A 19,196-nucleotide genomic window follows, 5' to 3' on the forward strand; every position below is an offset into this window, starting at 1 on the left:
CTGAATTGTTAGTTTCACAAAGCTTCAATTATTATTTATCTCAAATACGATTAGTTTCCGGGGCTAACCGTGGTATAGAAATAAAATGCCATAGAATATAATATAACACTCCTGTCCCCAATGTCAAGAGCCTAAACGCAAGGAAACGTTGTTTTTTTAAAAAGAAATGCGGAAGTGGACGGTTAGACACGACACGCATAAGCAAAAATTCCGTAATCAGACGATCTTTCCCATAAAAACGAGTGCACTTGCAGCACCCCTCAGTAATCAACTTTCCACAAAAACAACCCATGAGGAGGAGCCGTTTTTCCAGCCGCTTCCCGTTCACGAGCTTCAAGTACAGCCTGCAGTTCGTCAGGGTGGCGTTCACCCCTCCCAACCTCTAGCAGAGTTCCTACCAGGATACGAACCATATTGTATAAAAAGCCGCTTCCTTTAAAAATAAATACCAGCTCGGCTCCCTCCTGCTCAATTGAAGCTCGGTGGATCGTTCTCACTTTGCTTCCTTTCAAATCAGTCCGGGACGAACAGAAGGAAGTAAAATCATGTTCTCCTTCAATCAGCCGACACGCTTTTTTCATTGCCTCTACATTTAGCGGGAATTTTATGTGTGTCGTATAGTGTCTTCTAAAAATATCGGGCTCTCGGCTGTTCCAAACGAAATATCGATACTCTTTTCCAATGGTGTCATAACGGGCGTGGAAGTCAGCTGCAGCTTCCTCTGCTTCAGCGATATGGATGTCTTGAGGAAGCATAGAATCCAGCGCTCTTTTCCAGTTGTGTGGAGGGATAGATAGATTCGTATCAAAATGGATGATCTGCCCTTTTGCGTGGACGCCGGAGTCTGTCCGTCCAGAGGCTGTCACCTTCACCTTTTCGCCTTTATGCATCTTGGCCAGTGCTTTTTCTAATTCAGCTTGGACCGTATTGCCGTTAGGCTGGATCTGATATCCCGCATAATGTGTACCATCATATTCCACTCTGCATTTTAATCTCATATCTTAATCCTCCAGCTAATTCCTAGTTAAGAATAATCCAGCCATTAATAGAATAAACAATCCGTAAACTACATAATCCTTCCACCCAATGTGCAGCTCTCTCAACTTCGTACGTCCTTCACCGCCTTTATACCCCCTTGCTTCCATGGCCATAGCGAGCTCCTCAGCTCTTTTGAACGCGCTGACAAACAAAGGTACCAAAAGAGGGATAACCGCCTTTATACGGTCTTTAAATGAGCCTGTGCGGAAGTCCACACCTCTGGACGCTTGAGCTTTAGAGATTTTTTCCGTTTCCTGCATTAAAGTCGGTATAAATCGAAGGGAAATCGACATCATAAGAGCCAGTTCATGTGCTGGAAAACGGAACCTCTTAAAGGGCCCCAGCAACTGCTCAATCGCATCTGTGATTTCGATGGGCGTGGTCGTCAAAGTCAACAGTGAAGTGACCATGATCAGCAGGAAAAAGCGCAGGGAAATCGTAGCCCCCTGGATAAGCGCCTCCCGATAAAGCTCCCACCCGAAGACTGTGGCGATTACCTCTCCTTCCCTTGTTACAAATAAATGAAGAAGAAAAGTAAAGGCGATAAGGAACCAAACGGGTTTCAACCCTTTTAATATATAACGCACGCGTATTTTAGTAGCAAAAGCGCTTCCTACGGCAAATAAAGTGAGCAGTCCATAGCTCATAACGGAATTAGCAAAAAATACGATCACAACAAAGAAAAAGATAATAGCAATTTTCGTCCGCGGATCAAGCTTATGAATAAAGGAACCCGCCGGGATATATTGGCCGATCATCATAGAACTACTCATGATCGCGGCCCCCTTTTACCACTTGAGCCAGTTCTTTTGCTAATTCAGCTATAGATTGACCTTGATAGGAAATTTTTTCATCCAGTGTTCTTTCCACTTCGCCGAGAAATTCGATCACTTCAGGAACATCCAACTGAACACTCTGCAGCGCTTCTTTTTCTTTAAAGATTTCAAGAGGCGCGCCTTCTTTATAAACTTCACCGTCTTTTAAAATAATCACATGGTCCGCATACTTCAGAGCGTCTTCCATACTGTGCGTCACTAGAACGGTAGTCAGTTGTTTTTGCTTATGCAGGCGAGCAAACATATCCATAATCTCTTTTTGACCTCGAGGGTCCAGACCTGCGGTAGGTTCATCTAATACGAGTACATCAGGATCCATAGCTAACACTCCGGCAATCGCTACTCTGCGCATTTGCCCTCCGCTTAGATCAAATGGGGACCGCTGCAGCATATCCTCTGATAAATGAACGGCAGATATAGCTTCTTTCGTACGTTGTTTGATATCCTCTTCTCCTACTCCGAAATTCGAAGGACCGAAGGCAATATCTTTTTCTACCGTCTCTTCAAATAGTTGATGTTCAGGATATTGAAACACCACTCCTACTTTTTCACGAAGCTCTCTTAATTTTTTATTCTTTTTTCCTGCTTGAAGGTGGTAGGAACCTATGGACACCGCACCCTCTGTCGGCTGAACCAAGCCGTTCAAATGTTGAATCAACGTAGATTTACCAGAACCCGTATGTCCAATAACAGCAACAAAAGAACCTGACGAAAATTGAAAAGACAGGTCTTTTAAAGCATGATGCTCAAAAGGACTATTAGGCTGATAAGTATAGCTTACATGGTCGAACGTAATGTCCATAATTCCTCCAACAACTCCTGGTGATTAAGTGGCTCACGGGTAAGACTGATACCAGCAGCTTTCAATTCATCTGCTAGTTTTGTAATGAATGGAGTATCTAAGCCAATTTGCTGCAGTTGTTCCTGCTTCGAGAACACTTCTCTTGGACTCGCCTCAAGCCAAACTTCTCCTTCGTTCATAACCATCACCCGATCAGCCTGGGTAACTTCCAGCAAATCGTGTGTAATAGTGACCAAGCAGAGGTTTCTTTGTTCTTGTACTTCTAATACAGTTTTTAAGATTTCCTTCCTGCCTTTAGGATCGAGCATCGCCGTGGCTTCATCCAATATTATATACTTTGGTGAAACTGCAAGTACACTAGCAATAGCCACTCTTTGTTTCTGCCCGCCGGACAGCCGGTGGGGCTCCTGCTCTTCATACCCCTGCATGCCTACAGCAGCCAAACTGGTTTCGATCCGTTCGAGCATTAACTCACGGGGCATTCCATGGTTCTCCATGCCAAACGCTACATCATCTCTCACAGTAGTCCCTACGAATTGGTTATCAGGGTTCTGAAAGACCATTCCTACCTTTTCCCGGACATCCCAAATGGTTTCCTGGCTCACTTTCTGGCCATTCACATAGATTTCTCCCTCCTGGGGGAAAAGCAGACCGTTCATGAGTTTCGCGATGGTAGACTTTCCGGAACCGTTATGGCCGATAATAGCTACCCATTCATCTGCAGATATCGTAAAACTGACATTCTTCAACACCCAGGGCATATCCTCTTGATAACGAAAAGAAACATTTCTGAACTCTATCTTACTATTCTCCATGATGGGTCCTCCGCTCTCCATATTTCCTGGGAAATATATTTCACCAATTATTTATACTATACGACACATTTCCCAGGCAATTAATTTGAAGCAATAAAAAAAGGGCTGGAGTCAACCTCTGATGAGATTCCGTCCTGCCCTTTTAACCCATTTTAAATGGTGACATTAAACTAGTTCAATGATCGCCATCTTAGCTCCGTCACCTTTACGCTCGCCTAATTTAAGCACGCGAGTGTAACCACCTTGGCGTTCCTCATAGCGTGGTGCGATGTCAGAGAACAGCTTTTGAAGTGCTGTTTGATCTCCTTCTTCATTCGCATCTGCCTTGTAAAGGAACGACTCAGCTTGACGACGTGCATGAAGATCGCCGCGCTTGCCTAGTGTAATCATTTTTTCAACAACAGAACGAAGCTCTTTTGCTTTAGCTTCTGTAGTTTCAATACGTTCATGAATGATCAAATCTGTCGCTAAGTTGCGAAGAAGTGCCATACGTTGGTCTGTCGTACGTCCTAGCTTTCTAGCCATGAAATATCCCTCCCTTATAGGAATCTCTTAGATGTGATGATCAATTAGTCTTCTTTTCTTAGACCTAAACCGAGCTCGTCCAGCTTGTATTTCACTTCTTCAAGTGATTTACGACCTAGATTACGAACCTTCATCATATCGTCTTCTGATTTGTTCGCAAGCTCTTGTACAGTGTTAATACCTGCACGCTTCAAGCAGTTATAAGAACGGACAGACAAATCAAGCTCTTCGATCGTCATCTCAAGAACTTTTTCTTTTTGGTCCTCTTCTTTTTCAACCATGATTTCAGCTTTTTGAGCTTCATCTGTCAGGCCTACGAAGATGTTGAGGTGCTCCATATAGATTTTAGCTCCAAGTGAGATCGCTTCTTCTGGACGAGTACTGCCATCAGTCCAAACGTCTAGAGTAAGCTTATCAAAGTTTGAAGTTTGTCCGATACGCGTGTTTTCTACTTGATACGTCACACGAGAAACAGGTGTGAAAATCGAATCAACTGGAATGACACCAATTGGTAAATCATCATGATTATTACCTTCAGCGGGACGGTATCCGCGACCGCGCTCAGCAGTAATACGCATACGAAGAGGTGTTTTGCTGTCCAGTGTCGCGATGTGAAGATCCGGGTTAAGCACTTCTACATCACTATCGTGCGTAATGTCTGCTGCAGTAACCTTACCTTCTGTTTGCACATCAATCTCTAAAGTTTTTTCTTCATCAGAATAAATCTTCAAAGCTAGTTTCTTTAGATTCAGTACAACGGTAGTTACATCTTCTACAACACCTTCAATTGTGGAGAATTCATGAAGAACTCCATCAATTTGAACAGACGTAACGGCTGCACCAGGTAGTGAGGATAGTAAAATACGACGTAAGGAGTTACCTAGTGTTGTACCATATCCACGCTCAAGCGGTTCAACGACGAATTTACCGAATGTGGAATCACTGCTGATCTCAACCGGTTCAATTTTTGGCTTTTCAATTTCGATCATTTAAACAAAACCCTCCTTCAAAACGTCGAAACCTCGGTTAGACATATGATCTAACCGAAATTCCTCAGGTAGGCAGTCTCTATTACAAGACAACTACTATATGACTGTCTATGGCGGTGCTATTTACAAGCTATCATACCCCATTATAGACAGGGTTACAAATTCTATACAGAATTATTATACGCGACGACGTTTTGGTGGACGGCAACCGTTGTGTGGTACTGGAGTCACGTCACGAATCGCAGTGATCTCTAGACCTACGGCTTGTAGTGAACGAATCGCTGCTTCACGACCAGCGCCAGGGCCTTTAACAGTAACTTCAATAGTTTTCATTCCGTTATCCATAGCGTCTTTCGCAGCGGCTTCAGAAGCCATTTGGGCAGCGAATGGAGTAGATTTACGGGATCCTTTGAAACCAAGTGATCCAGAGCTGCTCCAAGTAATAACGTTCCCTTGTACGTCGGTGACCGTTACGATCGTATTGTTAAAAGTAGAGCGAATATGAGCTACTCCACTCTCTATATTCTTTTTCACGCGACGTTTACGACTACGAGTGTTTCCTTTACGTGCCATATAGATTAAACCTCCTTCTTATCTAATTATTTACGTTTGTTAGCCACAGTACGACGTGGGCCTTTACGTGTACGAGAGTTGTTTTTAGTTTTCTGTCCGCGAGCTGGAAGTCCGCGGCGGTGACGGATTCCACGGTAAGAACCGATTTCAATTAAACGTTTGATGTTTAATGAGTTCTCACGACGAAGGTCACCTTCGACATTGTGGTTGTCTAGAGCTTTACGAATCTTACCTAATTCATCCTCGGTAAGATCACGAACGCGAGTGCTTTCAGAAACGCCAGCTTCTGCAAGAACATCGCTTGCCAATGACTTTCCAACACCATAAATATAAGTTAGAGATACGACTACTCGCTTATCACGAGGGATATCTACACCTGATATACGTGCCATTTGGTACGTGCACCTCCTTTTAGATTAACCTTGTTTTTGTTTGTGTTTAGGGTTTTCACAGATAACCATTACTTTACCTTTACGACGGATAACTTTGCATTTCTCACAAATTGGTTTTACAGAAGGCCTTACCTTCATCATCCATACCTCCTTTTATAACGGAGCAGTGTTTATTATTTATAACGGTACGTAATACGTCCTCTTGTCAGATCATACGGAGAAAGTTCCACCGTCACTTTGTCTCCAGGTAAGATTCGGATAAAGTGCATACGAATTTTACCGGAAACGTGGGCTAAAACGGTATGGCCGTTTTCAAGCTCTACCTTAAATTGTGCATTAGGCAGAGTTTCAACGACTGTTCCTTCCACCTCAATTACATCGTCTTTCGCCATCGAGTTGATCTCCCTTCTTCAAATCAGTCACTTCTTCATTGACATATTTTGCTACGGCAAAGCGAAGCTTGCCATTCGTGACGCGACCAGTTTCTAGAAGGCTGTTTTGGACTTCCGGAGAGACGAAATCCATAAGCTCTACGTGCTGCAGATTCTTTTTCTTTGGTCGATCATACTTACGTTTCTCTCCGTCAGCAAGCAGCAGGAAGCGGCCATCCAAAATATCGATGACTACAGCATACTGTCCCGCCTCACGTCCCTGTACAATACGAACAACTTGACCTATTCGTGGACTCGACTCAGATTCATTCAAACACGATCACCTTCACTTAGGTTGTAGTTAATACTTCGTAACCCTCTTCCGTAATCGCGATGGTGTGTTCAAAGTGCGCACACATTTTACCATCTTTTGTCACTACCGTCCAATGATCTGCCAGTGTCTTGACGTATCGAGATCCAGCATTGACCATCGGCTCTACAGCCAGCACCATTCCAGGTTTCAAGCGAGGTCCTTTGTTAGGCGGTCCATAATGAGGAATTTGAGGATCCTCATGCAGCTCCTGCCCGACTCCGTGACCTACATATTCGCGTACAATCGAAAAACCTTCAGCTTCGACAAAGCTTTGAATGGCGTGGGATATATTTGAAAGGCGGACACCCGGCTTTGCTTCATCAAGTCCTTTGAATAAACATTCTTCCGTAACTCTCAGCAAACTCGCAGTGTTCTCATCAACTGTGCCGACCGGATAAGTCCAAGCCGAGTCACCATGATAACCTTGGTATTTCGCACCAATATCGATACTAATGATATCTCCCTCGTTAAGCACCCGATCTCCCGGGATACCATGAACGAGCTCTTCATTGACCGACGCACAAATACTACCACGGAATCCATTATAACCTTTAAATGAAGGGATTGCATCCATGCTGCGTATGAACTGATCAGCGATCCGATCTAATTCTCCTGTTGTAATACCTGGCCGGATGTTCTTCTTCATTTCCTGGTGCGTCAAGGCGACTATTCTGCCGGCTTCACGCATGATGTCTAACTCCCGTGGTGTTTTGCAAATAATCATTTAACAAGGCCTCCGAGCTTTTTATCAATATCTACGAAAACATCATCGATATTTCGATCACCATCAAATGTGACTAAATATCCTTTGTCCTGGTAGAAGTCAAGAAGCGGTTGAGCTTGCTCTACATTAACTTCTAAACGCTTCTTAACGGTTTCAGGCTGATCGTCTTCACGCTGAATCAGTTCAGCTCCATCATGATCACATTTCCCTTCCTCTTTAGGGGGATTGAAAATCACATGATAGGTTGCTCCACAAGTTGGGCAAACTCTTCGTCCAGTTAGACGCTCGACAAGCTGCTCTTTTGGAACATCAATATGAAGAACATAATCAACTGATTCGTTCATATCTGCCAACAGATTCTCAAGGGCGTCTGCCTGGGCAATCGTACGCGGGAAGCCATCCAGCAAAAAGCCTTCTTGACAATCTGGTTTACTTAGACGCTCGCGAACAATCCCAATCGTTACTTCATCTGGAACTAATTCGCCTTTATCCATATATGATTTAGCTTCTTGACCAAGTGCTGTTCCTTCTTTGATAGCTAAACGGAACATATCTCCTGTTGAGATATGAGGGATGTTATATTTTTCGACAATCTTTTCTGCCTGAGTACCTTTGCCGGCACCAGGAAGACCCATCAGAATCAAATTCAACGTCTTCCCTCCGCTCTCTTATTCATTAGCTTTTTCACAATCTATTTAATAAAGCCTTTGTAATGGCGTTTCACTAACTGACTTTCCAGCTGCTTCATCATTTCAAGGGCGACCCCTACGACGATGAGCAAACCGGTTCCTCCTACTTGAACACTTGGCGGCAGACCTGCTACAGCACCAAGAATGATCGGCAGGATAGATACAGCTGCTAGGAAAATAGATCCTACAAACGTTAATCGGTACATCACACGAGTCAAATACGTTTCAGTATTCGCCCCAGGTCGAATCCCAGGAATATACCCGCCTTGTTTTTTCAAGTTCTCTGCCATTTGTTCCGGGTTTACCTGAACAAATGTATAGAAGTAAGTGAATGCAATAATCAGCGCTACATAGATGATCATCCCAGGCCAGTTCTGATAATCAAAAATATATTGAATAACAGAGGCTACTTCATTACCTTCAAAGAAACCGGCTACGGTTCTAGGAGCAATAATGAATGAAATTGCAAAGATTACCGGAATAACCCCTGCTGCATTAACCTTCAGCGGCAAGTGAGTAGAATGCCCACCTACTGGGGAACGGTTAACAAGTTTTTTCGCATACTGAATCGGGATTTTACGAAGGGCTTGCTGAATGAATATAACCCCAACAACAACCGCAACGATAACCAATGCAATAAGTGCGATAATCACTAAATTAATAAAAAGCTCATCTCCTGCGCCAGTAATATACTGATCGTACAGTTGATTGGCTCCTGTCGGAATCGCAGCAACGATACCGGCAAAAATCAAAATGGAAATACCATTTCCAACACCGTGAGTCGTGATTTGCTCACCAAGCCACATCAAGAAAGCCGTACCTCCTGTTAATACAAGCGCGATGACAGCGAACTTCACAGGGCCTGGATCAGCGATAAGCTGACCGCCTGCTAACGCATTGAAGCCGATTGACATCCCAATAGCTTGTATGAAGGCAAGAACGATCGTTCCATAGCGGGTAAACTGAGCTAATTTCCGACGGCCAACTTCACCCTGCTTTTTCCATTCCGCAAACTTCGGTACTACATCCATCTGTAACAATTGCATGATAATGGAGGCTGTAATGTACGGCATGATTCCCATTGCGAAAATGGAGAAGTTCTGCAGCGCACCGCCTCCAAAAGTATTCAAGAAGCCAAATGCATTCTGTTCATCCATGAAGTCAATGGCATCTCGATCAGAGAATGGTACAGGGATGAATGTTCCCAAGCGAAAAACAACGAGCATCAATAAAGTGAAGATGATTTTCCGTCGAATGTCACCCACGCGCATAAAATTGGAGATTGTCCGGAACATTAAATCACCTCAGTTTGACCGCCCGCTGCTTCGATGGCTTCTTTTGCTGAAGCAGAGAACTTATGAGCTTTCACAGTAAGTTTCTTTTCGACAGAACCTTTAGCTAGAACTTTAATGCCAGCTTTTTCTTTGCTGACTACGCCAGTTTCAAGCAGAAGCTCAGGAGTAACCTCAGTGCCCTCTTCAAAACGGTTAAGAGCATCTAGATTAACAATCGCAAATTCTTTACGGTGAATATTCGTAAATCCACGTTTAGGCAGACGTTGGAATAGTGGCATTTGACCACCTTCAAAACCTGGACGAGTCTTGCTGCCAGATCGTTGTCCTTGACCTTTGTGGCCACGGCCTGAAGTCTTACCATTACCAGAAGACATTCCGCGTCCAACGCGGTTGCGTTCTTTGTTGGATCCAGCTGATGGTTTCAGTTCATGCAGTTTCATACGAGCACCTCCTTATTATTGATTCTTTACTTATACTTCTTTAATCGATACAAGGTGAGATACCTTTTCAGTCATACCTCGAATCGCCGGGTTATCTTCAACTACGACAGTTTGACGAATCTTGTTTAGACCTAGCGCTTTAACGGTTGAGCGCTGATCCTGTGGTCTGCCAATAACACTGCGCGTGAGGGTAACTTCTAACTTTTTAGCCATTTCATTTCCCTCCTTATCCTACAGTTCTTCTACAGACTTCCCACGAAGTCGAGCAACGTCTTCTGCGCGCTTAAGCTCACCAAGTCCTTTTAGTGTCGCACGCACCATGTTGATTGGTGTGTTTGAACCAAGTGACTTAGATAGGATGTCTTGAACACCTGCAAGCTCAAGGACTGCACGTACAGGACCACCTGCGATAACTCCGGTACCTTCTGCAGCTGGTTTCATAAGGATGCTGCCTGCACCAAACTGTCCTGTGATTTCGTGAGGAATCGTTGTATCTTTAATTGGTACTGTAATCAGATTCTTCTTCGCATCATCAATAGCCTTTTTAATAGCGTCTGGTACTTCTTGTGCTTTACCTGTACCAAATCCTACATGGCCGTTTTTATCTCCTACGACAACTAGTGCAGCAAAACGAAAGCGACGTCCACCTTTAACTACCTTTGCAACACGGTTGATCGTAACTACGCGTTCTTCAAGATCTAGTTTACTAGGGTCAATGTTTGTAGTTAGCATATATGTCCCTCCTTTAACGATTAAAATTCTAGACCGGCTTCGCGAGCCGCATCTGCTAGTGCTTTCACACGTCCATGATACAAGTAACCACCACGGTCGAACACAACTACTTTATAGCCATTCTCTTTCGCACGGTTAGCGACTAATTCACCGACTTTTTGTGCTGCTTCAACGTTACCTGTATTATCAAGATCGAAATCTTTATCTACAGTAGAAGCACTTGCCACAGTGTGTTGTGATTCATCATTAATTAATTGTGCATAGATGTGTTTGTTAGAACGATAAACGTTTAAACGCGGGCGTTCTGCTGTTCCGACTACGCTTGAGCGAACACGCGCATGACGTTTTTTACGAACAACATTCTTATCAGCCTTTGTGATCATCTGGGTCACTCCTTTCTATTCCTTACCTGAGAACCTTATTTAGCTGTCTTACCTTCTTTTCTGCGTACATGTTCGTTTTCAAAACGAATTCCTTTACCTTTGTAAGGCTCTGGAGGACGGATAGCACGGATCTTAGCTGCAACAGCACCGACTAACTCTTTGTCGATTCCTTTAACCGTAAGTTTTGTGTTTGAAGGAACATCAATTTCGATACCTTCGCGTTTTTCAACTTCTACAGGGTGAGAGTAACCAGCGTTGATGATTACAGTCTCTCCTTGTTTCTGAGCACGGTACCCAACCCCGTTGATTTCAAGGTTTCTCTCGAATCCTTTGGATACACCCTCAACCATATTACCGATCAGGCTGCGAGTAGTACCGTGAAGAGCACGATGTTCTTTGTGATCGCTTGGGCGGGCCACGGTAAGAACGTTATCTTCAACCTTCACTGTCATATCCTCATGGAATGTACGAGTTAATTCACCTTTTGGACCTTTAACTGTAATTGTATTGTTATCCTGAATGATTTCAACACCTTCAGGAATTTCCAATGATTTTAATCCTACGCGAGACATTCACTTGCACCTCCTGTCTTTTCTGTTTCAATTACCAAACGTAAGCAAGTACTTCGCCACCGATGGCTTGTTCACGAGCTTCTTTATCTGTTAAAACACCTTTTGAAGTAGAAACAACGGCTACGCCTAAGCCATTAAGAACCTTTGGAATCTCTTCTGCTTTAGCATAAACACGTAGTCCTGGCTTACTGATACGCTTCAGGCCAGTAATTACACGCTCTTCATTTTGTCCGTATTTCAGAAAAATGCGAAGAACACCTTGTTTGTTATCTTCTACAAACTCGTAATCACGTACGAAACCTTCACGCTTTAGAATGTCAGCAATCTCTTTTTTCACTGTAGAAGCTGGAAGTTCAAGCTTCTCGTGACGAACCATATTCGCGTTACGAATACGCGTAAGCATATCTGCAATTGGATCTGTCATAGTCATAACTAATTTACCTCCTTCCCTATATCGGGTTTACCAGCTGGCTTTTTTAACACCAGGAATTTGTCCTTTGTGCGCAAGTTCACGGAAACAAATACGGCAAAGTTTGAATTTGCGTAGTACAGAGTGAGGACGTCCGCAACGTTCACAGCGAGTATACTCGCGAACTCCATACTTTTGTTTGCGCTGTTGCTTAGTAACCATAGATTTTTTAGCCACTATTTTCCCTCCTTATGGTTAGCTCATTACTTCTGAAACGGCATACCGAATTGAGCTAATAGTTCACGTGATTCTTCGTCAGTGTCAGCAGTTGTAACAATAACGATATCCATGCCACGTACTTTATCTACTTTGTCATAATTAATTTCTGGGAAAATCAACTGTTCTTTTACACCTAGAGTGTAGTTTCCACGACCGTCAAAAGCTTTCTTTGAGATTCCACGGAAGTCACGAACACGTGGTAAAGACACAGCAATCAGCTTTTGGAAGAATTCGTACATACGCTCTCCACGAAGTGTTACCTTCGCACCGATTGGCATACCTTCACGCAGGCGGAATCCCGCGATTGATTTCTTAGCTTTAGTGATCATAGGTTTTTGACCAGAGATCATTGATAGTTCTTCAACTGCTGAATCAAGTGCTTTCGCATTTTGTACAGCATCACCAACACCCATATTAATTACAATCTTTTCAACTTTAGGTGCTTGCATTACAGAATTGTATTCAAACTTGCTCATCATAGATGGCACAATTTCTTCTTGATATTTTTTCTTAAGTTCGTTCATCAAGTGGCCCTCCTTTCATCACTGGATTAGTTATCTAATGCTTCACCAGATTTTTTCGCGATACGAACTTTCTTACCGTCTTCAACTTTATAACCAACACGAGTCGGTTCGCCAGACTTAGGATCGACAGGCATAACGTTTGAGACGTGAATTGGAGCTTCTTGAGTAAGAATCCCACCCTGTGGGTTATCTTGTGAAGGCTTCGCGTGTTTCTTGATTTCGTTAATTCCTTCGACTAGGACGCGGTCTTTCTTAGGGTAAGCTTCAAGGATCGTACCTTGCTTGCCTTTGTCCTTGCCGGAAATAACCATTACTTTGTCACCTTTTTTCACGTGCATGTTTCGCGCACCTCCTTAACAAGGCTTATCATTTCAATTATTTTTTATAATACTTCTGGAGCTAGTGATACAATCTTCATGAATTTAGCTTCACGAAGTTCACGAGCAACTGGTCCGAAGATACGAGTACCACGTGGACCTTTATCATCACGGACAATTACGGCTGCGTTTTCGTCGAAACGGATATAAGAACCATCTTTACGACGCATGCCGCTCTTAGAACGTACAATTACGGCTTTTACTACTTCACCTTTTTTAACAACGCCCCCTGGTGTTGCTTGTTTCACAGTAGCGGTGATGATATCACCGATATTAGCAGTCTTGCGACCAGATCCACCCAAAACTTTGATAGTTTGGATTTCACGTGCACCAGAGTTGTCGGCTACTTTCAAACGAGTCTCCTGTTGAATCATACACTGTAACCTCCCTTCGGAATCTCTCCGAGCGAACTATATTAGATAATAACAGACTCTTCTACGACTTCTAGAAGACGGAAACGCTTCGTTGCTGATAGCGGACGAGTTTCCATAATACGTACAACATCACCATTTTTGGCTTGGTTGTTTTCGTCGTGAGTCTTGAATTTTTTAGAGTACTTTACGCGCTTGCCATAAAGTTTGTGGAATTTATAAGTTTCAACTAAAACAGTGATTGTTTTATCCATTTTATCAGATACTACACGGCCAGTATAAACTTTACGATTATTACGTTCTTCACTCATGTGAGGGTGACCTCCTCTCAACTATTAGTTATTTACGCCTAGCTCGCGTTCGCGAGCAACAGTTTTCATGCGAGCGATCGACTTACGAACTTCGCGAATACGCGCAGTGTTCTCAAGTTGACCTGTTGCCAGCTGGAAACGTAGGTTGAAAAGTTCTTCTTTTAGAGACTTAACTTTTTGTTCAATTTCGGCAGTGGTTAATTCACGGATTTCATTAGCCTTCATTGATTTCACCACCAATTTCTTCACGTTTTACAAATTTAGTTCTGATCGGCAGCTTGTGAGAAGCAAGACGCAGCGCTTCGCGAGCAACTTCTTCTGATACACCTGCAATCTCAAACAAAATTTTTCCTGGTTTTACTACAGCCACGAAACCTTCTGGAGCACCTTTACCTGAACCCATTCGAACTTCTAGGGGCTTAGCAGTGTAAGGTTTGTCTGGGAAGATTTTGATCCATACTTTACCGCCACGTTTCATGTAACGGGTCATGGCAATACGCGCTGCCTCGATTTGACGAGCTGTGATCCATGCAGGATCGATTGCTTGTAAACCGTATTCACCGAATGATACGGATGTTCCGCCTTTAGCACGGCCTTTTAAACTAGCACGGTGTTGACGACGATATTTAACACGTTTAGGCATTAACATAATGCTGTTCCCCCTTCCTTATTTGTTAGATTTAGTTGGAAGGACTTCTCCACGATAGATCCACACTTTAACACCAAGTTTACCGTAAGTTGTGTCAGCTTCTGCAGTTCCGTAATCGATATCTGCACGAAGTGTGTGAAGTGGTACTGTTCCTTCACTGTAATATTCTGCACGAGCTATATCCGCACCGCCTAGGCGTCCAGATACTTGTGTACGAATACCTTTAGCTCCTGCGCGCATAGCACGTTGGATAGTTTGTTTTTGAGCACGACGGAAAGATACACGGTTTTCCAGTTGACGTGCGATATTGTCAGCTACAAGCGTAGCGCTAAGATCAGGTTTCTTCACCTCAACGATGTTGATGTGAACACGTTTACCAGTAAGTTCATTCAACGATTTACGAAGTGCTTCAACTTCGGAACCGCCTTTACCGATAACCATTCCTGGTTTACCAGTGTGAATTGTAATATTTACACGGTTAGCTGCGCGTTCAATTTCGATCGTAGATACGGCTGCGTCTTTAAGACGTTTTTCAGTATATTCACGAATTTTAATGTCTTCATGCAACAAGTCAGCATAGTCTTTACCAGCGTACCACTTAGACTCCCAGTCACGGATGACGCCAATACGAAGACCTACCGGATTTATTTTTTGACCCACTGATTATCCCTCCTTCTTTTCTGATACAACCACTGTGATGTGGCTGGTGCGTTTGTTGATCTGGCTTGCACGTCCCATAGCGCGAGGGCGGAAACGTTTAAGAGTTACGCCTTCATTTACAAACGCTTCGGAAACATATAGATTGTCCGGATCCATTTCATAATTGTGTTCAGCATTAGCAATCGCAGAATTAAGCACTTTCTCAATAACTGGAGAAGCGCCGCGCTGTGTTAAGCGCAATGTTGCGATCGCGTCACCTACGTTTTTTCCTCGAATTAAATCGATAACTAAACGAGCTTTACGAGGAGCAATACGAACGGTTTTAGCAACTGCTTTAGCTTGCATTAGAGTGCCTCCTCTCTACCTTATCGTTTTGTTTTCTTGTCATCGCCAGAGTGTCCCTTGAACGTACGGGTTGGCGCGAATTCACCTAGTTTATGACCTACCATGTCTTCTGTAACATATACAGGTACATGTTTACGTCCGTCATAAACTGCAATTGTGTGTCCTACAAAGTTAGGGAAGATTGTTGAACGGCGCGACCAAGTTTTAATTACCTGGTTTTTGCTGTCTTCGTTTAACTTCTCAACTTTTTTCATTAAATGGTCATCTACAAAAGGTCCCTTTTTTAGGCTGCGGCCCATGCATAAACCTCCCTTCGCGATTGACAGACGGGGTTTATCGCCCGTCGTTCAATCCCGTTATTTTTTACCTTTACCTCTTCTACGAACGATATATTTATCAGACGGTTTGTTACGTTTACGCGTTTTGTACCCAAGAGTTGGTTTACCCCATGGAGATACTGGAGAAGGTCTACCGATTGGCGCACGTCCTTCACCACCACCGTGTGGGTGATCACTAGGGTTCATTACGGAACCACGTACAGTTGGGCGCTTGCCTTTCCAGCGAGAACGTCCAGCTTTACCTACACTGATTAATTCGTGTTCTAAGTTACCAACTTGACCGATTGTCGCACGGCAAGTGCTTAGTACTAAACGAACTTCACCAGAAGCAAGGCGTACAAGGGTATATTTTTCTTCACGACCAAGGATTTGAGCAGAAGTACCAGCAGAACGGACTAACTGTCCACCACGGCCAGGTTTAAGCTCGATGTTGTGTACGATTGTACCAACAGGAATGTCTTTCAATTGAAGAGAATTACCTGTTTTAATGTCAGATCCTTGACCTGAGATAATTTCGTTACCTACTTTAAGCCCTTTTGGAGCAAGGATGTAACGTTTTTCACCATCAACGTAGTTAATTAGTGCAATGTTAGCGGAGCGGTTCGGATCGTATTCGATCGTAGCAACGCGTCCAGGTATTCCATCTTTATCACGTTTGAAGTCGATGATACGGTAATGACGCTTGTGACCTCCGCCCTGATGACGAACTGTCAGCTTACCCTGGTTGTTACGTCCACCGCGTTTGTGTAGTGGAGACAATAGGGAGCGTTCAGGTTTGTCAGTAGTGATCTCAGCGAAATCAGATACTGTCATGTGTCGACGACCGTTTGTAATTGGTCGAAACTTTTTAATCGCCATCTTTTTTCCCTCCTTCACTTATTGGATTTATAATTTATGCTTCAAAGAAATCTAGTTCTTCACTGTCTTCAGTCAACGTAATAACTGCTTTCTTACGATCAGAACGGTATCCACCGTAACGACCCATACGCTTGAATTTACCTTTAAGGTTCATTGTGTTCACGCCAGCAACTTTCACTCCGAAAATCTCTTCAATTGCGCTTTTGATTTCGGTTTTGTTTGCTTTAGTGCTCACTTCAAACGTATATTTCTTTTCTCCCATAAGGTCAGCAGATTGTTCAGTAATGACAGGGCGTTTGATAATATCGCGTGGTTCTTTCATTATGAGAGCACCTCCCCTGCTTTTTCAGCTGCGTCCTTCGTTAGGATAAGCTTGTCATGCGTTAATATATCTAACACACTTACTTCGTCTACAGTTACTGCTTTCACTGTAGGGATATTGTTAGAAGAAAGAACTACATTGTCGTTCTTGTCTGCTGTAACAATAAGTGCTTTCTCGTTCACTTCTAGTCCTTTAAGCAGGTTTACTACTTCTTTAGTTTTCGGTGCATCGAAAGATAGACTTTCAAGTACAAAAACGTTGTTCTCTTGAACTTTAGAAGAGTAAGCTGATTGAAGTGCTAGACGACGAACTTTTCTAGGCAACTTGTAGCTGTAGCTACGTGGTGTTGGACCGAATACAGTCCCACCGCCTACCCACTGTGGTGCACGGATGGTACCTTGACGCGCACGTCCTGTACCTTTTTGACGCCATGGTTTACGGCCGCCGCCGCGTACTTCCGCACGGTTTTTTACTTTGTGTGTACCTTGACGCAGGTTTGCGCGCTGGGACACTACTGCTTCATGTAAAACATGAGTGTTTGGTTCGATACCAAAAACAGCGTCATTCAGTTCAACATCTCCAACTTTAGAGCCGCTTTGGTTTAATAGTGCTACTTTAGGCATGACATATCCTCCCTTCCTTAAATTATTTGCTAGCCTTTATTGCACTCGTTACTTTAACGTAAGATTTCTTCGGTCCAGGTACATTACCTTTGATTAATAGCAAGTTACGCTCAGCGTCAACTCTTACTACTTCAAGGTTTTGTAGAGTTACTGTTTCTCCACCCATTTGTCCTGCAAGGCCTTTACCTTTGAAAACTTTGGATGGGTCAGCACCCTGTCCCATAGAACCGGATCTGCGATGGAAACGGGAACCGTGGCTCATTGGCCCGCGAGATTGGTTATGGCGCTTAATTACACCTGAGAAACCTTTCCCTTTAGAAGTTCCTGTTACATCAATTACGTCTCCAGCTTCGAAAATATCCACCTTAACCTCTTGACCTAATTCATAGTCATCAAGGTTAGCATTACGGAATTCACGAATGTAGCGCTTAGGTGATGCACTCGCTTTTTCAGCGTGGCCTACATCAGCTTTTTTCAAGCGGTTAGACTTTTGGTCTGCAAAACCTAGCTGGATAGCTTCATAGCCGTCGTTTTCAGCTGTTTTCTTTTGTAAAACAACGTTTGGCTCAGCTTGTACAACTGTTACTGGAATTAGCTCGCCATCTTCAGAGAAGATTTGAGTCATACCGACTTTACGTCCTAAGATTCCTTTCGTCATCCGTTACACCTCCTATTATTCATTCATTTTATTTTATAATTTAATTTCGATATCCACACCAGATGGCAGATCAAGTCTCATTAATGAGTCGACCGTCTGTGGCGTTGGATTAACAATGTCGATTAGACGTTTGTGTGTACGCATTTCGAACTGCTCACGAGCATCTTTATACTTATGAGTTGCACGAAGTACAGTATAGATAGACTTTTCAGTTGGAAGCGGGATCGGACCAGATACGTTTGCTCCGGAGCGCTTCGCCGTGTCTACGATCTTTTCAGCGGACTGATCTAGAACCCTATGATCATACGCTTTTAAACGAATACGAATTTTTTCTTTTGCCATTATGTTCCCTCCTTCTTCGCCCATTTTGTAAAATAGACATTCTCCGCGAAAATTCCTCGACTCACCAGCCATGGCAAAGGGGCCGTGTGTGTCAACAACCTTTCGCATCATCGCCTTTTATGACCAACATTCCTTATTATAAAGAAAAAGTTTGGCCAATGCAAGTGTTTATTCATAAAAGTTTCATTTATGAACACCTCAAGATATTATACTAAGATTTATGAGGAATTTCAACAGGTTATTAGACTTTTTAGTAGTCTTCATTATAATTAAAAAGCCCTTTTAAAATTTTATTGAGAGATAAGTTCTTATGAGTTCTCGTTCTGCTTTTTTTTAATTTCGTTCTGACCATTTTTTAAGCTAACAAATTTTAAGTGTTAAATCAAATAATGCCCTAGCGAATAAAATGTAATTGAGTAAGTCTAATCATAATTGGTTGGAATATATTTTGGATAGGCTACCCTGAAAATAAATACTGCTTTAAGGCCGCACTAAATAAAGGGGATCTTATTACTTTTTTTAAAATCCCTGAACCATTCTGATATTGATTTCACCATTCATCTAAGCCGACTGTGGCGATA

35 protein-coding genes are annotated in these 19,196 nt (G+C 43.1%); all 35 read right to left on the reverse strand.

The window, feature by feature from the left end; translation table 11 throughout:
* Positions 1 to 260 precede the first annotated feature (260 nt).
* The 35 genes from truA to rpsJ all read right to left on the reverse strand — a co-directional run bounded on the left by truA (position 261) and on the right by rpsJ (position 18,615).
* A complete protein-coding gene (truA, locus tag LF817_RS17605) occupies positions 261 to 998 on the reverse strand; it encodes a tRNA pseudouridine(38-40) synthase TruA (RefSeq protein ID WP_253937126.1) in 738 nt (245 codons plus the stop codon).
* Positions 999 to 1,013: 15 nt separating this feature from the next.
* Complete coding sequence (locus LF817_RS17610; protein ID WP_253937127.1) at positions 1,014 to 1,811, reverse strand: energy-coupling factor transporter transmembrane component T family protein; 798 nt, start codon at positions 1,809 to 1,811, stop codon at positions 1,014 to 1,016.
* Positions 1,804 to 2,676, reverse strand: coding sequence for an energy-coupling factor ABC transporter ATP-binding protein (locus LF817_RS17615; RefSeq protein WP_253937128.1), 873 nt, complete (start codon positions 2,674 to 2,676; stop codon positions 1,804 to 1,806). The genes LF817_RS17610 and LF817_RS17615 overlap by 8 nt, the downstream gene beginning before the upstream one ends.
* Entirely contained in the window at positions 2,652 to 3,491 is an 840-nt protein-coding gene (locus LF817_RS17620; protein ID WP_253937129.1) for an energy-coupling factor ABC transporter ATP-binding protein, read from the reverse strand. Before LF817_RS17620 ends, LF817_RS17615 begins: the two co-directional genes overlap by 25 nt.
* 165 nt (positions 3,492 to 3,656) lie before the next feature.
* Entirely contained in the window at positions 3,657 to 4,016 is a 360-nt protein-coding gene (gene rplQ / locus LF817_RS17625; protein ID WP_082235745.1) for a 50S ribosomal protein L17, read from the reverse strand.
* 44 nt (positions 4,017 to 4,060) lie between these two features.
* The gene (locus tag LF817_RS17630; protein WP_253937130.1) at positions 4,061 to 5,005 is read right to left on the reverse strand and encodes a DNA-directed RNA polymerase subunit alpha; all 945 of its coding nucleotides are present in this window, start codon (positions 5,003 to 5,005) and stop codon (positions 4,061 to 4,063) included.
* A 177-nt stretch (positions 5,006 to 5,182) separates the two neighbouring features.
* Positions 5,183 to 5,578 (reverse strand): 30S ribosomal protein S11, encoded by a 396-nt coding sequence (gene rpsK, locus LF817_RS17635; RefSeq protein ID WP_253937131.1) that lies wholly within the window; start codon positions 5,576 to 5,578, stop codon positions 5,183 to 5,185.
* A 26-nt stretch (positions 5,579 to 5,604) separates the two neighbouring features.
* Positions 5,605 to 5,970: a 30S ribosomal protein S13 gene (gene rpsM, locus LF817_RS17640; RefSeq protein WP_253937132.1), complete on the reverse strand. Its 366-nt coding sequence runs from the start codon at positions 5,968 to 5,970 to the stop codon at positions 5,605 to 5,607.
* A 24-nt stretch (positions 5,971 to 5,994) separates the two neighbouring features.
* Positions 5,995 to 6,108 carry a 50S ribosomal protein L36 gene (gene rpmJ / locus LF817_RS17645; protein ID WP_003156543.1) on the reverse strand — a complete coding sequence of 38 codons (114 nt, stop codon included), beginning with the start codon at positions 6,106 to 6,108 and terminating at the stop codon, positions 5,995 to 5,997.
* Between the two features lie 35 nt (positions 6,109 to 6,143).
* Positions 6,144 to 6,362 (reverse strand): translation initiation factor IF-1, encoded by a 219-nt coding sequence (gene infA, locus LF817_RS17650; protein WP_101846995.1) that lies wholly within the window; start codon positions 6,360 to 6,362, stop codon positions 6,144 to 6,146.
* The gene (locus LF817_RS17655; protein WP_253937133.1) at positions 6,340 to 6,675 is read right to left on the reverse strand and encodes a KOW domain-containing RNA-binding protein; all 336 of its coding nucleotides are present in this window, start codon (positions 6,673 to 6,675) and stop codon (positions 6,340 to 6,342) included. The genes infA and LF817_RS17655 overlap by 23 nt, the downstream gene beginning before the upstream one ends.
* A 16-nt stretch (positions 6,676 to 6,691) precedes the next feature.
* Entirely contained in the window at positions 6,692 to 7,438 is a 747-nt protein-coding gene (gene map / locus LF817_RS17660; protein ID WP_253937134.1) for a type I methionyl aminopeptidase, read from the reverse strand.
* Entirely contained in the window at positions 7,435 to 8,088 is a 654-nt protein-coding gene (locus LF817_RS17665) for an adenylate kinase (protein ID WP_253937135.1), read from the reverse strand. Before LF817_RS17665 ends, map begins: the two co-directional genes overlap by 4 nt.
* A gap of 41 nt (positions 8,089 to 8,129) precedes the next feature.
* Complete coding sequence (gene secY, locus LF817_RS17670; protein WP_253937136.1) at positions 8,130 to 9,422, reverse strand: preprotein translocase subunit SecY; 1,293 nt, start codon at positions 9,420 to 9,422, stop codon at positions 8,130 to 8,132.
* The gene (gene rplO / locus LF817_RS17675; protein WP_253937137.1) at positions 9,422 to 9,862 is read right to left on the reverse strand and encodes a 50S ribosomal protein L15; all 441 of its coding nucleotides are present in this window, start codon (positions 9,860 to 9,862) and stop codon (positions 9,422 to 9,424) included. Before rplO ends, secY begins: the two co-directional genes overlap by 1 nt.
* Positions 9,863 to 9,892: 30 nt before the next feature.
* Complete coding sequence (gene rpmD, locus LF817_RS17680) at positions 9,893 to 10,075, reverse strand: 50S ribosomal protein L30 (RefSeq protein WP_253937140.1); 183 nt, start codon at positions 10,073 to 10,075, stop codon at positions 9,893 to 9,895.
* 18 nt (positions 10,076 to 10,093) lie between these two features.
* The gene (gene rpsE, locus LF817_RS17685; protein WP_253937141.1) at positions 10,094 to 10,594 is read right to left on the reverse strand and encodes a 30S ribosomal protein S5; all 501 of its coding nucleotides are present in this window, start codon (positions 10,592 to 10,594) and stop codon (positions 10,094 to 10,096) included.
* Between the two features lie 20 nt (positions 10,595 to 10,614).
* On the reverse strand, positions 10,615 to 10,977 hold the full coding sequence (rplR, locus tag LF817_RS17690; protein ID WP_253937142.1) for a 50S ribosomal protein L18: 363 nt from the start codon (positions 10,975 to 10,977) through the stop codon (positions 10,615 to 10,617).
* A gap of 35 nt (positions 10,978 to 11,012) precedes the next feature.
* Positions 11,013 to 11,549: a 50S ribosomal protein L6 gene (gene rplF, locus LF817_RS17695; RefSeq protein WP_253937143.1), complete on the reverse strand. Its 537-nt coding sequence runs from the start codon at positions 11,547 to 11,549 to the stop codon at positions 11,013 to 11,015.
* Positions 11,550 to 11,580: 31 nt separating this feature from the next.
* Positions 11,581 to 11,979 (reverse strand): 30S ribosomal protein S8, encoded by a 399-nt coding sequence (gene rpsH, locus LF817_RS17700; RefSeq protein ID WP_253937144.1) that lies wholly within the window; start codon positions 11,977 to 11,979, stop codon positions 11,581 to 11,583.
* Between the two features lie 30 nt (positions 11,980 to 12,009).
* Positions 12,010 to 12,195, reverse strand: coding sequence for a type Z 30S ribosomal protein S14 (locus LF817_RS17705; protein WP_253937145.1), 186 nt, complete (start codon positions 12,193 to 12,195; stop codon positions 12,010 to 12,012).
* 26 nt (positions 12,196 to 12,221) lie between these two features.
* Positions 12,222 to 12,761, reverse strand: a complete 540-nt coding sequence (rplE, locus tag LF817_RS17710) for a 50S ribosomal protein L5 (protein WP_253937146.1) — start codon at positions 12,759 to 12,761, stop codon at positions 12,222 to 12,224.
* 26 nt (positions 12,762 to 12,787) lie between these two features.
* A complete protein-coding gene (gene rplX / locus LF817_RS17715; RefSeq protein WP_253937147.1) occupies positions 12,788 to 13,099 on the reverse strand; it encodes a 50S ribosomal protein L24 in 312 nt (103 codons plus the stop codon).
* Between the two features lie 44 nt (positions 13,100 to 13,143).
* A complete protein-coding gene (gene rplN, locus LF817_RS17720) occupies positions 13,144 to 13,512 on the reverse strand; it encodes a 50S ribosomal protein L14 (RefSeq protein WP_253937148.1) in 369 nt (122 codons plus the stop codon).
* 41 nt (positions 13,513 to 13,553) lie between these two features.
* Positions 13,554 to 13,820, reverse strand: coding sequence for a 30S ribosomal protein S17 (gene rpsQ, locus LF817_RS17725; protein ID WP_253937149.1), 267 nt, complete (start codon positions 13,818 to 13,820; stop codon positions 13,554 to 13,556).
* A gap of 24 nt (positions 13,821 to 13,844) precedes the next feature.
* Complete coding sequence (gene rpmC / locus LF817_RS17730; RefSeq protein ID WP_008636054.1) at positions 13,845 to 14,045, reverse strand: 50S ribosomal protein L29; 201 nt, start codon at positions 14,043 to 14,045, stop codon at positions 13,845 to 13,847.
* Positions 14,035 to 14,469: a 50S ribosomal protein L16 gene (gene rplP, locus LF817_RS17735; protein ID WP_101847022.1), complete on the reverse strand. Its 435-nt coding sequence runs from the start codon at positions 14,467 to 14,469 to the stop codon at positions 14,035 to 14,037. Before rplP ends, rpmC begins: the two co-directional genes overlap by 11 nt.
* Before the next feature lie 18 nt (positions 14,470 to 14,487).
* Positions 14,488 to 15,129 (reverse strand): 30S ribosomal protein S3, encoded by a 642-nt coding sequence (gene rpsC / locus LF817_RS17740; RefSeq protein ID WP_253937150.1) that lies wholly within the window; start codon positions 15,127 to 15,129, stop codon positions 14,488 to 14,490.
* Positions 15,130 to 15,132: 3 nt separating this feature from the next.
* Positions 15,133 to 15,474 (reverse strand): 50S ribosomal protein L22, encoded by a 342-nt coding sequence (gene rplV, locus LF817_RS17745; RefSeq protein WP_253937151.1) that lies wholly within the window; start codon positions 15,472 to 15,474, stop codon positions 15,133 to 15,135.
* 20 nt (positions 15,475 to 15,494) lie between these two features.
* Positions 15,495 to 15,773, reverse strand: coding sequence for a 30S ribosomal protein S19 (gene rpsS, locus LF817_RS17750; protein ID WP_101847028.1), 279 nt, complete (start codon positions 15,771 to 15,773; stop codon positions 15,495 to 15,497).
* Between the two features lie 57 nt (positions 15,774 to 15,830).
* Positions 15,831 to 16,670 carry a 50S ribosomal protein L2 gene (gene rplB / locus LF817_RS17755; protein ID WP_253937152.1) on the reverse strand — a complete coding sequence of 280 codons (840 nt, stop codon included), beginning with the start codon at positions 16,668 to 16,670 and terminating at the stop codon, positions 15,831 to 15,833.
* Positions 16,671 to 16,704: 34 nt separating this feature from the next.
* Entirely contained in the window at positions 16,705 to 16,992 is a 288-nt protein-coding gene (gene rplW, locus LF817_RS17760) for a 50S ribosomal protein L23 (protein WP_253937153.1), read from the reverse strand.
* On the reverse strand, positions 16,992 to 17,615 hold the full coding sequence (gene rplD, locus LF817_RS17765) for a 50S ribosomal protein L4 (protein ID WP_253937154.1): 624 nt from the start codon (positions 17,613 to 17,615) through the stop codon (positions 16,992 to 16,994). The genes rplW and rplD overlap by 1 nt, the downstream gene beginning before the upstream one ends.
* A 22-nt stretch (positions 17,616 to 17,637) precedes the next feature.
* Complete coding sequence (rplC, locus tag LF817_RS17770; RefSeq protein WP_253937155.1) at positions 17,638 to 18,273, reverse strand: 50S ribosomal protein L3; 636 nt, start codon at positions 18,271 to 18,273, stop codon at positions 17,638 to 17,640.
* Positions 18,274 to 18,306: 33 nt separating this feature from the next.
* Positions 18,307 to 18,615 (reverse strand): 30S ribosomal protein S10, encoded by a 309-nt coding sequence (gene rpsJ, locus LF817_RS17775; protein ID WP_079525128.1) that lies wholly within the window; start codon positions 18,613 to 18,615, stop codon positions 18,307 to 18,309.
* Positions 18,616 to 19,196 lie beyond the last annotated feature (581 nt).

The sequence above is a fragment of the Halobacillus sp. A1 genome (assembly GCF_024189295.1).
Classification (GTDB): domain Bacteria; phylum Bacillota; class Bacilli; order Bacillales; family Halobacillaceae; genus Halobacillus_A.

Bases quoted from the DNA above. Each gene is read 5' to 3' on its own strand.
- rpsJ (WP_079525128.1), bottom strand. From the start codon at position 18,615: ATGGCAAAAGAAAAAATTCGTATTCGTTTAAAAGCGTATGATCATAGG.
- rpmD (WP_253937140.1), bottom strand. From the start codon at position 10,075: ATGGCTAAAAAGTTAGAAGTTACCCTCACGCGCAGTGTTATTGGCAGA.
- rpmC (WP_008636054.1), bottom strand. From the start codon at position 14,045: ATGAAGGCTAATGAAATCCGTGAATTAACCACTGCCGAAATTGAACAA.
- map (WP_253937134.1), bottom strand. From the start codon at position 7,438: ATGATTATTTGCAAAACACCACGGGAGTTAGACATCATGCGTGAAGCC.
- rplN (WP_253937148.1), bottom strand. From the start codon at position 13,512: ATGATTCAACAGGAGACTCGTTTGAAAGTAGCCGACAACTCTGGTGCA.
- truA (WP_253937126.1), bottom strand. From the start codon at position 998: ATGAGATTAAAATGCAGAGTGGAATATGATGGTACACATTATGCGGGA.
- rpmJ (WP_003156543.1), bottom strand. From the start codon at position 6,108: ATGAAGGTAAGGCCTTCTGTAAAACCAATTTGTGAGAAATGCAAAGTT.
- rplE (WP_253937146.1), bottom strand. From the start codon at position 12,761: ATGAACGAACTTAAGAAAAAATATCAAGAAGAAATTGTGCCATCTATG.
- LF817_RS17630 (WP_253937130.1), bottom strand. From the start codon at position 5,005: ATGATCGAAATTGAAAAGCCAAAAATTGAACCGGTTGAGATCAGCAGT.
- rpsM (WP_253937132.1), bottom strand. From the start codon at position 5,970: ATGGCACGTATATCAGGTGTAGATATCCCTCGTGATAAGCGAGTAGTC.
- LF817_RS17620 (WP_253937129.1), bottom strand. From the start codon at position 3,491: ATGGAGAATAGTAAGATAGAGTTCAGAAATGTTTCTTTTCGTTATCAA.
- rplW (WP_253937153.1), bottom strand. From the start codon at position 16,992: ATGAAAGAACCACGCGATATTATCAAACGCCCTGTCATTACTGAACAA.
- rpsH (WP_253937144.1), bottom strand. From the start codon at position 11,979: ATGACTATGACAGATCCAATTGCAGATATGCTTACGCGTATTCGTAAC.
- rplD (WP_253937154.1), bottom strand. From the start codon at position 17,615: ATGCCTAAAGTAGCACTATTAAACCAAAGCGGCTCTAAAGTTGGAGAT.
- infA (WP_101846995.1), bottom strand. From the start codon at position 6,362: ATGGCGAAAGACGATGTAATTGAGGTGGAAGGAACAGTCGTTGAAACT.
- LF817_RS17610 (WP_253937127.1), bottom strand. From the start codon at position 1,811: ATGAGTAGTTCTATGATGATCGGCCAATATATCCCGGCGGGTTCCTTT.
- LF817_RS17615 (WP_253937128.1), bottom strand. From the start codon at position 2,676: ATGGACATTACGTTCGACCATGTAAGCTATACTTATCAGCCTAATAGT.
- rplP (WP_101847022.1), bottom strand. From the start codon at position 14,469: ATGTTAATGCCTAAACGTGTTAAATATCGTCGTCAACACCGTGCTAGT.
- rplV (WP_253937151.1), bottom strand. From the start codon at position 15,474: ATGCAAGCTAAAGCAGTTGCTAAAACCGTTCGTATTGCTCCTCGTAAA.
- rplF (WP_253937143.1), bottom strand. From the start codon at position 11,549: ATGTCTCGCGTAGGATTAAAATCATTGGAAATTCCTGAAGGTGTTGAA.
- rplB (WP_253937152.1), bottom strand. From the start codon at position 16,670: ATGGCGATTAAAAAGTTTCGACCAATTACAAACGGTCGTCGACACATG.
- rplQ (WP_082235745.1), bottom strand. From the start codon at position 4,016: ATGGCTAGAAAGCTAGGACGTACGACAGACCAACGTATGGCACTTCTT.
- rplC (WP_253937155.1), bottom strand. From the start codon at position 18,273: ATGACGAAAGGAATCTTAGGACGTAAAGTCGGTATGACTCAAATCTTC.
- rpsS (WP_101847028.1), bottom strand. From the start codon at position 15,773: ATGGGCCGCAGCCTAAAAAAGGGACCTTTTGTAGATGACCATTTAATG.
- rplO (WP_253937137.1), bottom strand. From the start codon at position 9,862: ATGAAACTGCATGAACTGAAACCATCAGCTGGATCCAACAAAGAACGC.
- rpsQ (WP_253937149.1), bottom strand. From the start codon at position 13,820: ATGAGTGAAGAACGTAATAATCGTAAAGTTTATACTGGCCGTGTAGTA.
- rplR (WP_253937142.1), bottom strand. From the start codon at position 10,977: ATGATCACAAAGGCTGATAAGAATGTTGTTCGTAAAAAACGTCATGCG.
- rplX (WP_253937147.1), bottom strand. From the start codon at position 13,099: ATGCACGTGAAAAAAGGTGACAAAGTAATGGTTATTTCCGGCAAGGAC.
- rpsK (WP_253937131.1), bottom strand. From the start codon at position 5,578: ATGGCACGTAAAGGAAACACTCGTAGTCGTAAACGTCGCGTGAAAAAG.
- secY (WP_253937136.1), bottom strand. From the start codon at position 9,422: ATGTTCCGGACAATCTCCAATTTTATGCGCGTGGGTGACATTCGACGG.
- rpsE (WP_253937141.1), bottom strand. From the start codon at position 10,594: ATGCTAACTACAAACATTGACCCTAGTAAACTAGATCTTGAAGAACGC.